The sequence below is a fragment of the Neisseria sp. 20925_1_37 genome, assembly GCF_041433255.1.
Taxonomy (GTDB): domain Bacteria; phylum Pseudomonadota; class Gammaproteobacteria; order Burkholderiales; family Neisseriaceae; genus Neisseria; species Neisseria flavescens_D.
The window spans coordinates 1-15,918 of the sequence record NZ_JAPWBC010000020.1 but is presented as its reverse complement, the minus strand read 5'-3'; the positions used below and the strand labels follow the sequence as shown (position 1 = coordinate 15,918).

30 protein-coding genes and 1 CRISPR repeat array are annotated in these 15,918 nt (G+C 42.6%); all 30 genes read right to left on the bottom strand.

The features are described from left to right. Positions 1 to 29: 29 nt before the first annotated feature. Positions 30 to 989: direct repeats of the CRISPR family, unit length 36 nt; unit sequence ATTGTAGCACTGCGAAATGAGAAAGGGAGCTACAAC. A 46-nt stretch (positions 990 to 1,035) separates the two neighbouring features. Continuing rightward, on the bottom strand, positions 1,036 to 1,410 hold the full coding sequence (gene rplQ / locus O3661_RS10385) for a 50S ribosomal protein L17 (RefSeq protein ID WP_003684792.1): 375 nt from the start codon (positions 1,408 to 1,410) through the stop codon (positions 1,036 to 1,038). A 24-nt stretch (positions 1,411 to 1,434) separates the two neighbouring features. Continuing rightward, positions 1,435 to 2,421: a DNA-directed RNA polymerase subunit alpha gene (rpoA, locus tag O3661_RS10380; protein WP_049351000.1), complete on the bottom strand. Its 987-nt coding sequence runs from the start codon at positions 2,419 to 2,421 to the stop codon at positions 1,435 to 1,437. Between the two features lie 25 nt (positions 2,422 to 2,446). Continuing rightward, positions 2,447 to 3,067: a 30S ribosomal protein S4 gene (rpsD, locus tag O3661_RS10375; RefSeq protein ID WP_003749296.1), complete on the bottom strand. Its 621-nt coding sequence runs from the start codon at positions 3,065 to 3,067 to the stop codon at positions 2,447 to 2,449. A 19-nt stretch (positions 3,068 to 3,086) separates the two neighbouring features. Further along, entirely contained in the window at positions 3,087 to 3,482 is a 396-nt protein-coding gene (gene rpsK / locus O3661_RS10370; protein ID WP_002216249.1) for a 30S ribosomal protein S11, read from the bottom strand. A gap of 19 nt (positions 3,483 to 3,501) precedes the next feature. Next, positions 3,502 to 3,864: a 30S ribosomal protein S13 gene (gene rpsM / locus O3661_RS10365; RefSeq protein WP_003749295.1), complete on the bottom strand. Its 363-nt coding sequence runs from the start codon at positions 3,862 to 3,864 to the stop codon at positions 3,502 to 3,504. Between the two features lie 67 nt (positions 3,865 to 3,931). Next, positions 3,932 to 4,045 (bottom strand): 50S ribosomal protein L36, encoded by a 114-nt coding sequence (rpmJ, locus tag O3661_RS10360; protein WP_003697674.1) that lies wholly within the window; start codon positions 4,043 to 4,045, stop codon positions 3,932 to 3,934. Between the two features lie 18 nt (positions 4,046 to 4,063). Further along, positions 4,064 to 4,282 (bottom strand): translation initiation factor IF-1, encoded by a 219-nt coding sequence (gene infA, locus O3661_RS10355; RefSeq protein WP_003684714.1) that lies wholly within the window; start codon positions 4,280 to 4,282, stop codon positions 4,064 to 4,066. Between the two features lie 4 nt (positions 4,283 to 4,286). Further along, on the bottom strand, positions 4,287 to 5,600 hold the full coding sequence (secY, locus tag O3661_RS10350) for a preprotein translocase subunit SecY (RefSeq protein ID WP_371493361.1): 1,314 nt from the start codon (positions 5,598 to 5,600) through the stop codon (positions 4,287 to 4,289). A 13-nt stretch (positions 5,601 to 5,613) separates the two neighbouring features. Beyond that, positions 5,614 to 6,048, bottom strand: coding sequence for a 50S ribosomal protein L15 (gene rplO, locus O3661_RS10345; RefSeq protein WP_371493359.1), 435 nt, complete (start codon positions 6,046 to 6,048; stop codon positions 5,614 to 5,616). A 1-nt stretch (position 6,049) separates the two neighbouring features. Next, positions 6,050 to 6,235, bottom strand: coding sequence for a 50S ribosomal protein L30 (gene rpmD / locus O3661_RS10340; protein WP_003684808.1), 186 nt, complete (start codon positions 6,233 to 6,235; stop codon positions 6,050 to 6,052). Further along, positions 6,228 to 6,746 (bottom strand): 30S ribosomal protein S5, encoded by a 519-nt coding sequence (gene rpsE / locus O3661_RS10335; RefSeq protein WP_019272316.1) that lies wholly within the window; start codon positions 6,744 to 6,746, stop codon positions 6,228 to 6,230. The genes rpmD and rpsE overlap by 8 nt, the downstream gene beginning before the upstream one ends. Before the next feature lie 17 nt (positions 6,747 to 6,763). Next, positions 6,764 to 7,117, bottom strand: a complete 354-nt coding sequence (gene rplR, locus O3661_RS10330; RefSeq protein WP_003749287.1) for a 50S ribosomal protein L18 — start codon at positions 7,115 to 7,117, stop codon at positions 6,764 to 6,766. A gap of 13 nt (positions 7,118 to 7,130) precedes the next feature. After that, positions 7,131 to 7,664: a 50S ribosomal protein L6 gene (gene rplF / locus O3661_RS10325; RefSeq protein ID WP_004464590.1), complete on the bottom strand. Its 534-nt coding sequence runs from the start codon at positions 7,662 to 7,664 to the stop codon at positions 7,131 to 7,133. A gap of 13 nt (positions 7,665 to 7,677) precedes the next feature. Next, a complete protein-coding gene (gene rpsH, locus O3661_RS10320; RefSeq protein ID WP_204787825.1) occupies positions 7,678 to 8,070 on the bottom strand; it encodes a 30S ribosomal protein S8 in 393 nt (130 codons plus the stop codon). A 14-nt stretch (positions 8,071 to 8,084) separates the two neighbouring features. Continuing rightward, positions 8,085 to 8,390 carry a 30S ribosomal protein S14 gene (gene rpsN, locus O3661_RS10315; RefSeq protein ID WP_003684736.1) on the bottom strand — a complete coding sequence of 102 codons (306 nt, stop codon included), beginning with the start codon at positions 8,388 to 8,390 and terminating at the stop codon, positions 8,085 to 8,087. Positions 8,391 to 8,392: 2 nt separating this feature from the next. Further along, positions 8,393 to 8,932: a 50S ribosomal protein L5 gene (gene rplE, locus O3661_RS10310; protein ID WP_003684750.1), complete on the bottom strand. Its 540-nt coding sequence runs from the start codon at positions 8,930 to 8,932 to the stop codon at positions 8,393 to 8,395. Between the two features lie 9 nt (positions 8,933 to 8,941). Continuing rightward, positions 8,942 to 9,265 (bottom strand): 50S ribosomal protein L24, encoded by a 324-nt coding sequence (gene rplX, locus O3661_RS10305; RefSeq protein WP_036493506.1) that lies wholly within the window; start codon positions 9,263 to 9,265, stop codon positions 8,942 to 8,944. Between the two features lie 11 nt (positions 9,266 to 9,276). Beyond that, complete coding sequence (gene rplN / locus O3661_RS10300; RefSeq protein WP_002215434.1) at positions 9,277 to 9,645, bottom strand: 50S ribosomal protein L14; 369 nt, start codon at positions 9,643 to 9,645, stop codon at positions 9,277 to 9,279. Between the two features lie 227 nt (positions 9,646 to 9,872). Then, positions 9,873 to 10,136 carry a 30S ribosomal protein S17 gene (gene rpsQ / locus O3661_RS10295; protein WP_204787826.1) on the bottom strand — a complete coding sequence of 88 codons (264 nt, stop codon included), beginning with the start codon at positions 10,134 to 10,136 and terminating at the stop codon, positions 9,873 to 9,875. Next, positions 10,136 to 10,327 (bottom strand): 50S ribosomal protein L29, encoded by a 192-nt coding sequence (gene rpmC, locus O3661_RS10290; RefSeq protein WP_003684705.1) that lies wholly within the window; start codon positions 10,325 to 10,327, stop codon positions 10,136 to 10,138. The genes rpsQ and rpmC overlap by 1 nt, the downstream gene beginning before the upstream one ends. After that, positions 10,327 to 10,743 carry a 50S ribosomal protein L16 gene (gene rplP / locus O3661_RS10285; RefSeq protein WP_003749279.1) on the bottom strand — a complete coding sequence of 139 codons (417 nt, stop codon included), beginning with the start codon at positions 10,741 to 10,743 and terminating at the stop codon, positions 10,327 to 10,329. The genes rpmC and rplP overlap by 1 nt, the downstream gene beginning before the upstream one ends. After that, entirely contained in the window at positions 10,727 to 11,419 is a 693-nt protein-coding gene (rpsC, locus tag O3661_RS10280) for a 30S ribosomal protein S3 (RefSeq protein WP_003684753.1), read from the bottom strand. The genes rplP and rpsC overlap by 17 nt, the downstream gene beginning before the upstream one ends. A 9-nt stretch (positions 11,420 to 11,428) precedes the next feature. Further along, positions 11,429 to 11,758 carry a 50S ribosomal protein L22 gene (rplV, locus tag O3661_RS10275; protein WP_003749277.1) on the bottom strand — a complete coding sequence of 110 codons (330 nt, stop codon included), beginning with the start codon at positions 11,756 to 11,758 and terminating at the stop codon, positions 11,429 to 11,431. Positions 11,759 to 11,766: 8 nt separating this feature from the next. Then, positions 11,767 to 12,045, bottom strand: coding sequence for a 30S ribosomal protein S19 (gene rpsS / locus O3661_RS10270; RefSeq protein ID WP_002215422.1), 279 nt, complete (start codon positions 12,043 to 12,045; stop codon positions 11,767 to 11,769). 5 nt (positions 12,046 to 12,050) lie between these two features. Beyond that, the gene (rplB, locus tag O3661_RS10265) at positions 12,051 to 12,884 is read right to left on the bottom strand and encodes a 50S ribosomal protein L2 (RefSeq protein WP_003684813.1); all 834 of its coding nucleotides are present in this window, start codon (positions 12,882 to 12,884) and stop codon (positions 12,051 to 12,053) included. A 5-nt stretch (positions 12,885 to 12,889) separates the two neighbouring features. After that, positions 12,890 to 13,204: a 50S ribosomal protein L23 gene (gene rplW / locus O3661_RS10260; protein ID WP_003749274.1), complete on the bottom strand. Its 315-nt coding sequence runs from the start codon at positions 13,202 to 13,204 to the stop codon at positions 12,890 to 12,892. Continuing rightward, a complete protein-coding gene (gene rplD, locus O3661_RS10255; protein ID WP_371493358.1) occupies positions 13,201 to 13,821 on the bottom strand; it encodes a 50S ribosomal protein L4 in 621 nt (206 codons plus the stop codon). The genes rplW and rplD overlap by 4 nt, the downstream gene beginning before the upstream one ends. Beyond that, a complete protein-coding gene (rplC, locus tag O3661_RS10250) occupies positions 13,821 to 14,465 on the bottom strand; it encodes a 50S ribosomal protein L3 (RefSeq protein WP_004464584.1) in 645 nt (214 codons plus the stop codon). Before rplC ends, rplD begins: the two co-directional genes overlap by 1 nt. Positions 14,466 to 14,716: 251 nt before the next feature. Next, the gene (rpsJ, locus tag O3661_RS10245) at positions 14,717 to 15,028 is read right to left on the bottom strand and encodes a 30S ribosomal protein S10 (protein ID WP_002642322.1); all 312 of its coding nucleotides are present in this window, start codon (positions 15,026 to 15,028) and stop codon (positions 14,717 to 14,719) included. A 17-nt stretch (positions 15,029 to 15,045) separates the two neighbouring features. Beyond that, positions 15,046 to 15,918: elongation factor Tu (gene tuf / locus O3661_RS10240; RefSeq protein WP_371493355.1), on the bottom strand; the 873-nt coding region annotated here is incomplete at its 5' end.

Genomic DNA, 15,918 nt, shown 5'->3' with positions numbered 1-15,918 from the left:
GCCTAGTTCTGGCTCGCGCGTATTGTTCCATTGTAGCACTGCGAAATGAGAAAGGGAGCTACAACCGTCAAGGCTCGCTTCTTCGTCAGGGTATTATTGTAGCACTGCGAAATGAGAAAGGGAGCTACAACGCTTAGGAAGCGGATACATACGGTACAGACATTGTAGCACTGCGAAATGAGAAAGGGAGCTACAACCATGTTCTGAGGTTGTACTCATACTCAGCTATTGTAGCACTGCGAAATGAGAAAGGGAGCTACAACATAAGGGGCATGATGTAGGATAAGACAGGGATTGTAGCACTGCGAAATGAGAAAGGGAGCTACAACCGCAAATCATCGTCTATCCGACCCCGGACTATTGTAGCACTGCGAAATGAGAAAGGGAGCTACAACAAAAGGGACAAAAGGAAGTTTTTCTGTTGTATTGTAGCACTGCGAAATGAGAAAGGGAGCTACAACAACATCTGCCTGCGTTGCGTGATGTATTTCATTGTAGCACTGCGAAATGAGAAAGGGAGCTACAACTGCAGATGTTGCGAAACTTGCAAAGTTTTTATTGTAGCACTGCGAAATGAGAAAGGGAGCTACAACACGAGAAGCGGTTGCCATCCCATACCGGCAATTGTAGCACTGCGAAATGAGAAAGGGAGCTACAACTATTCATAATAAAACCCTCTCATTAATAAAATTGTAGCACTGCGAAATGAGAAAGGGAGCCACAACGGTATTCAGGCGGCTGGCTCTGCGTTGTCAATTGTAGCACTGCGAAATGAGAAAGGGAGCTACAACAAGCCTAAAAGGCAGGAAGGTAGTTTTAAAATTGTAGCACTGCGAAATGAGAAAGGGAGCTACAACCGAAAGCCAACCCATGAGCCAACAATATTAATTGTAGCACTGCGAAATGAGAAAGGGAGCTACAACAGCATGTGTGCATTAAATCCCGTCAAGGCCATTGTAGCACTGCGAAATGAGAAAGGGGTTATCCAAATAAAAAAGCACCACCTAAACAGGTAGTGCTTTCATATTAATTTGCTTATTCAGCAGAATCAGCTGCTTTATCAACCAATTCAACCAATGCCAAAGGAGCATTGTCGCCTTTACGGAAACCGTATTTCAGTACACGAACATAGCCGCCGTTACGAGCAGCAAAGCGTGGACCCAATTCGTCAAACAATTTAACTACAACATCACGATCGCGAGTGCGGTCAAAAGCCAAACGACGGTTTGCCAAAGAAGGTTTTTTACCCAAGGTAATCAAGGGCTCAACTACGCGGCGCAATTCTTTTGCTTTAGGCAAAGTTGTCACGATAGTTTCGTGAGTCAACAAGGAATTCGCCATATTGCGCAGCATCGCAGCACGGTGGCTGCTAGTACGGTTTAATTTGCGGTTGCCATTACGATGACGCATGTCATTATCCTTTAATCTTCAAACTTACGGCTTTTCTAAGCCTACAGGCGGCCAAGCTTCTAATTTGGAACCTAATGTCAGACCTTTAGAGGCCAACACTTCTTTGATCTCATTCAAAGATTTACGACCCAAATTAGGGGTCTTGAGAAGCTCGGTTTCAGTACGTTGAATCAAATCGCCAATATAGTAAATATCTTCAGCTTTCAGACAATTAGCTGAACGTACGGTTAATTCCAAATCATCTACAGGACGCAGCAAGATAGGATCGATAGGAGGCACTTTCTCTTCAACCTCTTCAACCGGAGTACCTTGCAGATCTGCAAAAATAGACATTTGGTCAATTAAGATACGTGCGGCACTACGTACAGCTTCTTCTGGATCAATAGAACCATTGGTTTCAATATCCAAAACCAATTTATCTAAATCCGTGCGTTGCTCTACGCGTGCAGGTTCAACTTCAAAGCTAACACGACTGATGGGCGAAAAGCTCGCATCCAACTGAATCGCACCAATCTGTTTGTTCTCATCACGCAATACGCGACGGCCTGAAACAGATTGATAACCACGACCTTGCTCTACTTTAATTTCCATGTCGATTTGACCATTGTCGGACAAGTGGCAAATAACATGTTCAGGATTAATGATTTCCACATCGTGTGGCAAATCAATATCACCGGCTACAACAGCACCAGCACCTGTTTTCTTCAAAGTCAACTGAACTTGGTTACGACCGTGAAGCTTGAATACGATACCTTTAATGTTCAAGAGAACGTCAACAACATCCTCCTGAACACCATCAATAGTAGAGTATTCATGCAATACACCGGAAATAACTACTTCAGTTGGGGCAAAGCCATTCATGGATGACAGTAAGATACGACGCAAAGCATTACCTAAAGTATGACCAAAACCACGCTCAAATGGCTGCATAGACACCTTAGCTCGAGTAGAAGACAAGGTATCTACATCGATTTGACGAGGTTTCAAAAATTCGGTTGTGCTATTTTGCATTTAACTGTCCCTCATTGAGCTAGCATTATTTAGAGTAGAACTCTACCACCAGCTGTTCATTAATATCGCCAGACAATTCTGAGCGATCCGGCATATTTTTGAATACACCTTCCAATTTGTCGGCATCAACAGATACCCAGCTTGGCAAGCCAATTTGAGTAGCCAAGCTCAATGCCTCTTGGATACGTACTTGTTTCTTAGCTTTTTCACGAACAGCTACAACATCGCCTGCTTTAACTTGGAAAGAAGGGATATTAACAACCTGACCGTTTACAACGATAGCTTTATGAGAAACCAATTGACGTGCTTCAGCGCGGGTAGAGCCAAAACCCATACGATAAACGACATTGTCCAAACGGGACTCCAGCAATTGCAACAGCAATTCACCGGTAGAACCTTTACGACGATCAGCTTCCGCAAAGTAACGACGGAATTGGCGTTCTAACACACCATAAATACGACGGATTTTTTGTTTTTCACGCAATTGCAAACCGTAGTCTGACAAACGTGGTTTTTTCGCACCGTGCTGACCAGGTGCAGAATCCATTTTACATTTTGAATCCAAAGAGCGACGTGCACTCTTCAAAAACAGATCCGTACCTTCGCGACGTGCTAATTTACATTTAGGGCCAATATAACGTGCCATGTTTTAAATCACTCCAATATTAAATACGACGTTTTTTAGGCGGACGGCAACCGTTATGAGGCAACGGGGTAACGTCAGTAATGCTGGTAATCTTGAAACCAAGAGCGTTTAAAGCACGTACAGAAGATTCGCGACCAGGGCCAGGGCCTTTAATGCGGACTTCTAAATTTTTAACGCCATACTCTTGGGCAACTTTACCAGCTGCTTCTGCTGCAACTTGTGCTGCAAATGGTGTACTTTTACGAGAACCTTTAAAACCAGCGCCGCCAGAGGTAGCCCAAGACAATGCATTGCCTTGACGGTCAGTGATTGTAATGATGGTATTGTTGAAAGATGCATGAACGTGCACAATACCTTCGCTTACGGTTTTACGTACTTTTTTACGTACACGCGAAGCTGTGTTTGCTTTAGCCATTAATCAAATTCCTTAAAATTTATTTCTTACCGGCAATCGCTTTGCGCGGACCTTTACGGGTACGGGCATTTGTGCGAGTGCGTTGACCACGACAAGGCAAGCCACGACGATGACGGAAGCCGCGATAGCAACCCATATCCATCAATCGTTTAATGCTCATCGTTACTTCACGACGCAAATCGCCTTCAACTTCATATTTAGCAACTTGCTCACGCAAAGCGTCTAATTGAGCCTCGTCCAAATCTTTTGCTTTAGTAGTAGGAGCAATATTTGCTGCCTCACAAATCAATTTAGCACGAGTCGCACCAATACCATAAATAGCCTGAAGGCCAATTACGATATGGGCATTATTAGGGATATTTACCCCTGCAATACGAGCCATATTTTTTCCTTTTTAGGGCAAAGTGTGTCACTATACCACAAAATCAATAGTTAAGAAAACTAGCTTCTTAACCTTGACGTTGTTTGTGACGTGGGTCAGTACAAATTACGCGAACTACACGATTACGACGAATAATCTTGCAATTGCGACAAATTTTCTTTACAGAAGGTTGTACACGCATTTTATTTCCTTTTATCGTTTATCTTGCTCGGAAAACAATCCGAGCACGGGTTAAATCATAAGGAGTTAATTCAACTGTTACCTTATCACCTGGAGAAATACGGATATAATGCATCCGCATTTTGCCAGATATATGACCAAGTACTACATGATCATTTTCCAGTTTTACTTTAAATGTTGCATTGGGCAAAGTCTCAAGGATTTCGCCCTGCATCTGTATGGTATCTTCTTTAGCCATAAGCCTACTTACGTGATAAAGATTTCATATCTGGACGACTCATCAAATCCTCATACTGACTACTCATTACGTAGGAATTGATTTGTGTCCTAAAATCCATTGTAACGACAACCAAGATAAGCAAAGACGTCCCTCCTAAATAGAAAGGCACATTCAATGCTGTCGTTAAAAATTCAGGTATCAGACAGATTGTAGTAATGTACAAAGCACCAAACAATGTCAGCCTTAGTACCACTTTTTCCAAATATCTAGAGGTTTGCTCACCTGGGCGAATACCTGGCACAAATGCACCACTCTTCTTCAAATTTTCAGCCATCTCTTTAGGGCTAAATACTAAAGCAGTATAGAAATAGCAGAAAAAGATGATAGTTGTGGCAAATAATACAATATACAAAGGCTGTCCGTGTTGCAGCATTGCAGCAACCTTATGAAGAACAGAATTCGTACTATTCGAACCAAACCAACCTAAAAGTGTAGATGGAAATAAAATGATACTGGAAGCAAAAATAGGAGGAATAACACCTGCCATATTTAGCTTGAACGGCATATGAATGCTTTGTCCCGGCATCATTCCAGAGCCAAACTGTCTTTTAGCATAATGCACAGGAACTTTACGCTGAGCACTCTCAAAATAAACTACAGCATAGATCAACAGCAAAATACCAATCACAATTGATACCGCCATCAACATACTCATAGAGCCTTGTTCAGTCAAAGTTAATAACCGAACAATACCGGATGGGATACCCGATACAATGCCTGCTGTAATAATTAAAGAAATACCATTACCAATACCACGCTCGGTAATTTGCTCCCCTAACCACATCAGAAACATAGTACCTGTAACCAAACAGACCACTGTAGAAATATGAAACTCAAGCGAACTCGTTACAACAACACCTTGTTGATAAACAAATGTTGCAACACCAAAGCTTTGCAATACAGCCAATAATACCGTCCCATACCTAGTATATTTTGTAATTATTTTCCTACCAGCCTCACCTTCCTTCTTTAAAGCTTTTAAAGAAGGAACAATTTCAGAAGCAAGCTGAACAATAATCGACGATGAAATATAAGGCATGATACCAATTGCAAATATACTAAAGCGCTCCAACGAACCACCCGAGAACATATTTAACATTCCGAATATGCCGTTTGCAGCGCCTTCGTATAACTTAGCTAATGCAACAGCATCTACGCCCGGTACCGGTATATGAGCACCAATACGGAAAACGACTAAAGCACCTAAAAGGAACACCAGACGTTTTTTCAGATCACCAAATTTGGATAATCCTGATAAAGATTGTTGATTAGCCACTGTAGTGCAAGCCTTATTCTTCTACTTTACCACCGGCAGCTTCAATAGCAGCTTTAGCACCTTTAGTAGCTTTTACACCTTTCAAGGTAACTGCTTTTGAGATTTCACCAGAAGCAATAACTTTTACATTAGAAGTAGTTGCAGGAATCAGACCAGCTTGTTTAAGAACCAAGACATCAATCTCGTTCACAGCAATCAGATTCAATTCACTCAAACGAACTTCAGCATTAGCGGCTGCAGTCAAAGATTTGAAACCACGTTTCGGCAGACGACGTTGCAAAGGCATTTGACCGCCTTCAAAACCTACCTTGTGGAAGCCACCAGAACGGCTTTTTTGACCTTTATGACCACGACCACCTGTCTTACCTAAGCCGCTACCAATACCACGGCCTACACGACGACTAGCGTGAGTAGCACCCTCAGCAGGTTGAATAGTATTCAAAAACATATTAAGACTCCACTTTCAACAAGTAGCTGATTTTATTGATCATGCCACGGTTTTCAGGGGTATCCAAAACCTCTACAGTATGTTCACGACGGCGCAAACCTAAACCGCGAGCACATGCACGATGAGATTCAATTGTACCGATCAGGCTCTTAACCAATGTAACTTTAATCTTTTTTTGCTCAGTCATGGTTAGCTCCAAAAATATCTTCTACTGTCAAGCCACGTTTAGCAGCAATATCAGCAGGGGTATACAGTTTAGACAAACCGTCTAATGTAGCGCGTACAATATTGTAAGGATTAGTAGAACCATGTACTTTAGCTGAAATGTTATGAATACCCATAGCATCAAATACTAAACGCATTGGACCACCAGCTTTCACACCGCTACCTTCTTTAGCAGGTTGCATAAATACCTTAGTAGCACCATGACGACCAATAACTTCATGATGAATAGTACCGTTTTTCAAAGGTACTTTAATCATAGAGCGTCGAGCTTGATCCATTGCTTTTTGAACAGCAACTGGTACTTCTTTTGATTTACCTTTGCCCATACCGATGCGACCATCACCATCACCAACAACAGTCAGTGCAGAGAAAGCCATGATACGGCCACCTTTAACTACTTTAGTCACGCGATTAACTGCGACCATCTTTTCAATCAGGCCGTCACCGCGTTCTTCAATTTCATGTTTTGCCATCTGAAAGTCTCCAAATATTAGAAGCTTAAACCATTTTCACGTGCAGCTTCAGCCAAAGCTTTCACACGACCGTGATATTGGAAACCTGAACGGTCAAAAGCAACTTTTTCAACACCCACTGCTTTAGCTTTTTCAGCAATACGCTTACCAACTACAGCTGCTGCTTCAACGTTGCTACCTGATTTCAGGCTACTACGTACTTCAGCTTCCAATGTAGAGGCTTGGGCCAATACTTTATCACCTTCAGCACTAATTACTTGAGCATAAATATGATTATTGCTGCGGAACACACATAATCTTACCATTTTCAAGTCCGCAATACGCGCACGGGTTTTGCGTGCACGACGGAGTCGGGTTGTATGTTTATCCATTAGTGAACCTCAATTATTTTTTCTTGGCTTCTTTCATCACTACTACTTCACCTACATAACGAACACCTTTACCTTTATAAGGCTCAGGAGAACGGAATGCACGAATTTCAGCAGCGACTTGGCCAACCACTTGTTTATCTGCACCAGTCAAAACGATTTCTGTTTGGCTAGGGGTTTGAACAGAAACACCTTCAGGCATTTCGTACACGATTGGATGAGAGAAACCCAAAGACAAGTTCAAAACTTTGCCTTGAGCTTGGGCACGATAACCCACACCAATCAATTGAAGTTTTTTCTCAAAACCTTCAGAAACACCCTTAACCATGTTATTAACCAATGCACGAGCAGTACCAGACATAGCATTAGCCTGTTTACTGTCATTTTTTGCAGCAAAAGTCAATTTACCATCGTTCAGTTCAATAGCAACATCGGAATGCAAAGGAAAAGACAACTCACCGTTTTTACCTTTGATAACCAATGCATCTGTTCCGAATTTTACTTCTACACCAGCAGGAACAGTCACTGGGTTTTTTGCGACGCGTGACATTTACTTTTCTCCACTAGGCTACGATGCACAACAACTCACCACCAATACCCTCAGAACGGGCTTTGCGATCAGTCATTACACCTTTAGAAGTACTAACAATAGCGACACCCAAACCATTCATTACGCTAGGGATCTCACTTGATGCTTTGTAAATACGCAAACCTGGACGTGAAACACGTTTAATTTGCTCAATCACAGGACGACCTGCATAGTATTTCAATTGAATTTCCAATACCGGTTTTGCATCAGCAGAAACCGCAAAATCCTCGATATAACCTTCTTCTTTCAGAACTTTTGCAATTGCACATTTCAGTTTAGAAGAAGGCATGGCAACTGCTGCTTTATTAGCACGTTGCGCATTGCGAATACGAGTCAACATATCGGAAATAGGATCATGCATACTCATTATTTATACTCCTATTACCAGCTAGCTTTAACAACACCAGGGATCTCGCCACGCATAGCGATTTCACGGATTTTAATACGGCCCAAACCAAATTTACGGAAAGTGCCACGAGGACGACCTGTTAAAGCACAACGACGACGTTGACGTACAGGTGCTGCATTACGAGGAATGGATTGAAATTTCAAACGCGCTTCAAAACGTTCTTCTTCAGTCGCATTAGCATCATTAATAACAGCGAAAATTGCCTCACGTTTAGCTGCAAACTTTTTCGCCAATGCTTGACGTTTCAGCTCACGATTAATAAGTGCTTTCTTAGCCATGATTATCCTTTAAACGGAAACTTGAACAGTGACAACAAAGCTTTCGCTTCTTCATCAGTTTTTGCAGTAGTTGTAATAGTAATATTCAAACCACGCAAAGCATCGATTTTATCGTATTCAATTTCCGGGAAAATAATTTGCTCACGAACGCCCATATTGTAATTGCCACGACCATCAAATGATTTACCGCTTACACCACGGAAGTCACGTACGCGAGGCAACGCAATAGTAATCAAACGATCCAAAAATTCAAACATTTGATCACGACGCAATGTTACTTTGCAACCAACTGGATAGTTATCACGGATTTTAAAACCTGCGATAGATTTACGAGCAACAGTAACAACTGGTTTTTGACCAGCAATTTTCTCTAAATCAGAAACAGCGTGTTCCATAACTTTTTTATCAGCAACAGCCTCACCTACACCCATATTTAAGGTGATTTTTTCAATACGTGGAACTTCCATTACTGATTTGTAACCAAATTGTTTAACCAATTCAGGAACAACTGTATCTTTATAAAACTCTCTCAAACGAGCCATGTTATCTCCTTATGCTCCAATGATAGAGCCATTTGATTTGAAGAAACGAACGCGTTTAACTTTGCCTTCATTTTCAATCAGCTTAATACCAACACGGTCTGCTTTATTAGTTTCCGGATTCAGGATTGCAACATTAGAAATATCCAAAGGCATTTCTTTAGTAATAATACCACCCTCAATACCACGCATTGGATTAGGTTTTTGATGGCGTTTGACAACATTCACACCTTCAACAACAACTTTATCACCCAACACTCGAACTACTTGACCTTGCTTACCTTTATCTTTACCGGTAATCACTACAACCTGATCGCCTTTAATGATTTTATTCATCGCGCTATTCCTTATAATACTTCAGGCGCCAATGAAACGATTTTCATAAATCGCTCAGTACGCAATTCACGGGTTACCGGGCCAAAAATACGAGTACCCAGAGGCTCAAGTTTATTATTTAATAACACAGCGGCGTTGTTATCAAATTTAATTAGCGCACCATCAGGACGACGCACACCCTTTGCAGTACGAACAACTACCGCATTGTATACATCACCTTTTTTGACACGACCACGTGGGGCTGCATCTTTAACTGCAACTTTAATAATATCGCCAACAGAAGCGTAGCGACGCTTAGATCCGCCCAATACCTTGATGCACATCACGCGACGCGCACCAGAGTTATCAGCCACATCTAAGATGGTCTGCATTTGAATCATATTAGTACCTTTAAATTAACCAACTTAATTTACCACTTTCATATAACTCGCACCTTACTTTAAGCTGCTTATTAAATGAAACCATCACGGTTCTAGTAAACCAGTCTTGGATCCCGAAGGGAGAGAAACTTCCATAAGAAGCTGGAAGATAAGAAACGAAGTTTACACGCAAATTAACTTTGCTGCAAGACTTCGTTTCTTATTAAGCTACATTACTGTGTTTTAAATCAAACAGTACGGGCTTTCTCAACCAATTCTTTTACAACCCAAGACTTGGTTTTTGACAAAGGACGAGATTCCTCGATTACCACTACATCACCAGTGCCATATTGATTGTTTTCATCATGAGCATGGATTTTAGTTGATAAACGAATAATTTTACCGTACAGAGGGTGTTTAACCTTACGTTCAACCAATACTGTAACAGTTTTGTCCATTTTGTCGCTTACCACTTTGCCTTGCAAAGTACGAACATTTTTAGCTTCGCTCATTACTTAGCACCTTTTTCAGTTAAAATGGTTTTAATACGAGCAATATCGCGACGTACACGTTTCAACTCGCTAGATTTACCCAACTGACCGGTTGCATTTTGCATGCGTAAGCCAAACTGAGCTTTCAACAAGTCCAACAAATCAGAGTTTAATTGCTCAATAGATTTGTCTTTCAATTCATTTGCTTTCATTATTGACCCACCTGTCTTACTACAAAGGTTGTAGGAATAGGCAATTTGGCAGCGGCCAATTCAAATGCTTCACGAGCCAAAGACTCAGGAACACCGTCCATTTCGTACAATACTTTGCCTGGTTTAATTTCAGCAATGTAATATTCCACATTACCTTTACCGCCACCCATACGAACTTGGATAGGTTTCTCAGTAATTGGTTTATCAGGGAATACACGAATCCAAATGCGACCGCCACGTTTAATATGACGAGTCATAGTACGACGAGCAGCTTCGATTTGGCGGGCAGTCAAACGACCACGGCCTACGGCTTTCAAACCGAACTCACCGAAACTTACTTTGTTACCGCGAGTAGCAATACCGGTGTTACGGCCTTTTTGTTGCTTGCGATATTTCAGTCTAGTTGGCTGCAGCATTACGTCCACCTGCCTTTCTTTGTTTCTTCTCATGCTCAGGTTTAGAAGATTTAATATTACCTTCTGTATAAACCCAAACTTTCAGACCCAGTACACCATAAGTAGTGTGCGCTTCGCTAGTTGCATAATCTACATTTGCACGCAAAGTATGCAAAGGTACGCGACCTTCACGGTACCATTCGCTACGAGCGATATCAGCACCATTCAGACGGCCTGAAGTCATGATCTTGATGCCTTTGGCACCAGAACGCATTGCATTTTGCATTGCACGTTTCATTGCACGACGGAATTGGACGCGTTTTTCAAGTTGCTGGGCAATACCATCAGCAATAATTTGCGCATCCAACTCAGGACGGCGAATCTCTTCAATATTTACATGAACTGGCACACCCATCAGAGCTTGCAAGTCACGTTTCAAGATTTCGATATCCTCACCTTTTTTACCAATAACCACACCTGGACGAGCAGAGTGGATAGTGATACGTGCAGATTTAGCAGGACGTTCGATTACTACGCGACCAACTGAAGCATTTGCCAATTTTTTGCGCAAGTAATTACGAACATCAATATCTTGTTTCAAAACAGTTGAAAAGTCGGTGCTTTTAGCAAACCATTTTGAAGCCCAGTCTTTAGTTACCGCCAGGCGAAAGCCTGTAGGGTTAATCTTTTGTCCCATAGCTTTTCCTTAGTTGCCCACTGTCACATTAATATGACAAGTTTGTTTCTCGATGCGGTTACCGCGACCTTTGGCACGAGCTTGGAAACGTTTCAAGCTTGGGCCTTTGTCAACAAAGATAGTTACCACTTTCAGTTCGTCAATGTCAGCACCATTGTTGTGCTCGGCATTAGCGATTGCTGATTCCAATACTTTTTTAATCAGCTCAGCACCTTTTTTAGGGCTGAATGCCAAGATATTCAAAGCTTGGGCAACGTCTTTACCACGAATCAAATCAGCTACCAAGCGAGCCTTTTGAGCTGAAATACGGGCATTTTTATGTTGTGCACTTACTCTCATGATTCACCTTATTTCTTTTTAGCCTTTTTATCGGCCAAGTGGCCTTTAAAGGTACGGGTCAATGAGAACTCACCTAATTTATGACCAACCATGTTGTCACTGATAAACACAGGCACGTGAGTGCGACCGTTGTGGACAGCGATAGTCAGACCAATGAAATCAGGCAAAATGGTAGAACGACGTGACCAAGTTTTAATTGGGCGTTTGTCGTTGCTTGCACGAGCAGCATCTACTTTTTTCAGCAAATGCAGGTCTACATATGGGCCTTTTTTTAATGAACGAGCCATACTAATTAACCTTTATTTGAGTAACGACGACGAACAATCATGTTATCCGTGCGTTTGTTATTACGAGTGCGGTAGCCCTTAGCAGGAGTACCCCATGGACTAACCGGTTCGCGAGCTTCACCAGTACGGCCTTCACCACCACCATGTGGGTGATCGACAGGGTTCATGACAACACCACGAACGGTCGGACGAATACCACGCCAGCGGTTAGCACCAGCTTTGCCGATTTTTTTCAGGCTTTGTTCTTCGTTACCAACCTCACCGATAGTTGCACGGCAATTTACGCTAATTTTGCGCACTTCACCAGAACGCAAACGAACTTGAGCGTAAGCACCTTCTTTTGCAAGCAATACCGCAGAAGCACCAGCTGAACGTGCAATTTGTGCACCTTTACCTGGTTTCATTTCGATACAGTGAATAGTTGTACCAACTGGAATATTGCGAATCGGCAGAGTGTTACCTACTTTGATAGCAGCTTCAGCACCGGAAACCAATACTGCACCGGCCTGAATACCACGAGGAGCAATAATGTAGCGACGTTCACCATCTGCATAGCACAACAGTGCGATAAATGCAGTACGGTTAGGGTCATATTCGATACGCTCTACTTTTGCAGGGATACCGTCTTTGTTACGTTTAAAATCTACAACACGGTAATGGTGTTTATGACCGCCACCTTTATGGCGGGTAGTGATATGACCATTGTTGTTACGACCGGCAGTAGAATTTTTCTTTTCCAACAGAGGTGCATAAGGTGCACCTTTGTGCAAACCTTCTGTTACCACGCGAACCATGCCGCGACGGCCTGCAGAGGTCGGCTTCATTTTAACGATTGCCATTTTGTTTATTCCTTATCTGCAGCTGCAGCAGCGGCTTCCAAATCTAACTCTTGACCGGCAGCCAGGCTTACGTAAGCCTTTTTAACATCGCTGCGACGACCTAAAGTGCGACCAAAACGTTTAATTTTACCTTTAATGGTAACAGTAGTAACGTCTGCAACTTGAACACCGAACAGTAACTCAACTGCTGCTTTAATTTCAGGTTTAGTTGCATTTGCCAAAACTTTAAACGTCATTTGGTTACGTTTTTCAGCCAATACGTTGCTTTTTTCAGAAACGATAGGTGCCAAGATTACTTGAGTCAAACGTTGTTGATTCATACCCATTGCTCCTCTAATTGTGCAACTGCATCTTTAGTGATAACGACTTTTTTGTAACGCAGCAAGCTGTAAGGATCAACTTGTTGGGCTTCCAAAACCAATACGTTAGGCAAGTTGCGTGAAGCCAAGTAAACATTCTCGTCGAGCTGTTTAGTTACAAACAGAACTTGCTCCAAACCCAAGTTTTTCACTTGTTCGGCAAAAACTTTGGTTTTAGGAGTTTCAGCAGTCAATGCTTCAATTGCAAACAAACGTTCGTCACGAGCCAATTGGGACAAAATAGTCGCCATACCGGCACGGTACATTTTACGGTTCACTTTTTGAGTAAAGTTTTCGTCAGGTTTGTTTGGGAATGCACGACCACCTTTACGCCACAGCGGAGAAGAAGTCATACCGGAACGAGCACGACCGGTACCTTTTTGGCGCCATGGTTTTTTAGTAGAGTGGTTTACTTCGGCACGAGTTTTTTGAGCACGGTTACCAGAACGGGCATTTGCCAAGTAAGCAGTAACCAGTTGGTGAACCAGAGCTCCATTGTATTCGCGAGCAAACAAAGCATCAGAAACAGCCAAGCTGCCAGATACTTGTCCTTTAGCGTCAATTACTTTCAATTCCATTACGCACCTACTTTCACGCTAGGACGAACCACGACGTCGCTGTTAACCGAACCCGGAACAGCACCTTTAACCAACAAGAGTTGGCGTTCAGCATCAACACGTACAACTTCCAATTTTTGAACAGTTGCTTTAGTGTTACCGTATTGACCTGCCATACGTTTACCAGGGAACACGCGACCAGGGTCTTGTGCCATACCGATAGAACCAGGAACACGGTGAGAACGGGAGTTACCGTGGGAAGTACGTTGAGCACCGAAGTTATGACGTTTGATCGTACCAGAGAAACCTTTACCTTTAGAGGTACCGGTTACATCTACCAATTGACCAACTTCAAACATAGAAACGGTAATTTCATCACCGGCTTTCAATTCAGCCAGTTTTTCTTCAGTCAAAGCAAACTCAACCAAACCGCGACCAGCTTCAACACCTGCTTTAGCAAAGTGACCGGCTTCAGTTTTGTTGACACGATTAGCTTTTTTCTGACCAAAGGTAACTTGCACAGCAGTGTAGCCGTCAGTATCTTTGGATTTCACTTGTGTAACGCGGTTGGCAGACATATCCAAAACAGTTACCGGAACAGAAACACCCTGTTCGTCGAACACGCGAGTCATACCAACTTTGCGTCCAACCAGACCTAAAGTCATGATTATTTTCCTTTTAAGTAAAGGGGCGGGCTACGATTGGCCTGCCTTTCAGACAAAGTTAAACTTGATACGGATGTACCAAGTCCGCCATTATAATTGACAAATCAAAGAAATATCAACAAAAATTTCAATTTAACTTCTTAAAACCATCATTTTTTTCGGATGAAGTGTTGCCAAATATCTGAAAATTTTCAGACGGCCTAAGAATTCTATAAAAAACCGAACAGCTAAGCTGTTCGGTTTTTCAGTTCTTATTGAACTTTAATTTCTACATCTACACCCGCTGGAAGATCCAGTTTCATCAGTGCATCAGTAGTTTTGTCAGTCCAATCCACGATGTCCATCAGACGCAAGTGGGTACGGATTTCCAATTGTTCACGAGAAGTTTTGTTCACGTGAGGAGAACGCAAGATGTTGAAACGTTCGATTTTAGTTGGCAAAGGAATCGGACCTTTAACAACAGCGCCAGTACGTTTGGCAGTTTCAACGATTTCTTGCGCAGAACGGTCAATCAGACTGTAATCATAAGCTTTCAGGCGGATACGGATTTTTTGGTTTGCCATTTATCAATATCCCTCAATTAAGCGATTACAGAAGAAACCACACCCGCACCTACGGTACGACCACCTTCGCGAATCGCAAAGCGTAGACCTTCTTCCATAGCGATAGGCGCAATCAGTTCTACAGTAATGGTTACGTTCTCACCTGGCATTACCATTTCTACGCCTTCTTCCAAAGTAACTGCACCAGTTACGTCAGTAGTACGGAAGTAGAATTGTGGACGGTAGTTAGCGAAGAATGGAGTATGACGACCACCCTCTTCTTTGCTCAGTACGTATACTTCTGCTTTGAACTTGGTGTGAGGAGTGATAGTACCTGGTTTAGCCAATACTTGACCACGCTCTACGTCTTCACGTTTAGTACCACGCAGCAATACACCTACGTTGTCACCTGCTTGACCTTCGTCCAGCAGTTTGCGGAACATTTCAACACCGGTACAAGTGGTTTTTTGAGTTTCTTTCAGACCTACGATTTCGATCTCGTCACCAACGTGGATGATACCGCGCTCTACACGACCGGTTACTACTGTACCACGGCCAGAGATAGAGAATACGTCTTCGATAGGCAACAAGAAAGGTTTGTCCACAGCACGCTCAGGTGTTGGGATGTAGCTGTCCAGAGCAGCAGCCAATTCGAAGATTTTTTCTTCGTAACCAGCATCACCTTCCAAAGCTTTCAGTGCAGAACCTTGTACGATTGGGCAGTCGTCGCCTGGGAAGTCGTAGCTTGACAACAAGTCACGGATTTCCATTTCAACCAGTTCCAACAGCTCGGCATCGTCAACCATGTCGCATTTGTTCATGAATACGATGATGTAAGGTACACCTACTTGGCGAGCCAACAGGATGTGTTCGCGAGTTTGAGGCATAGGACCGTCAGCTGCGGAACATAC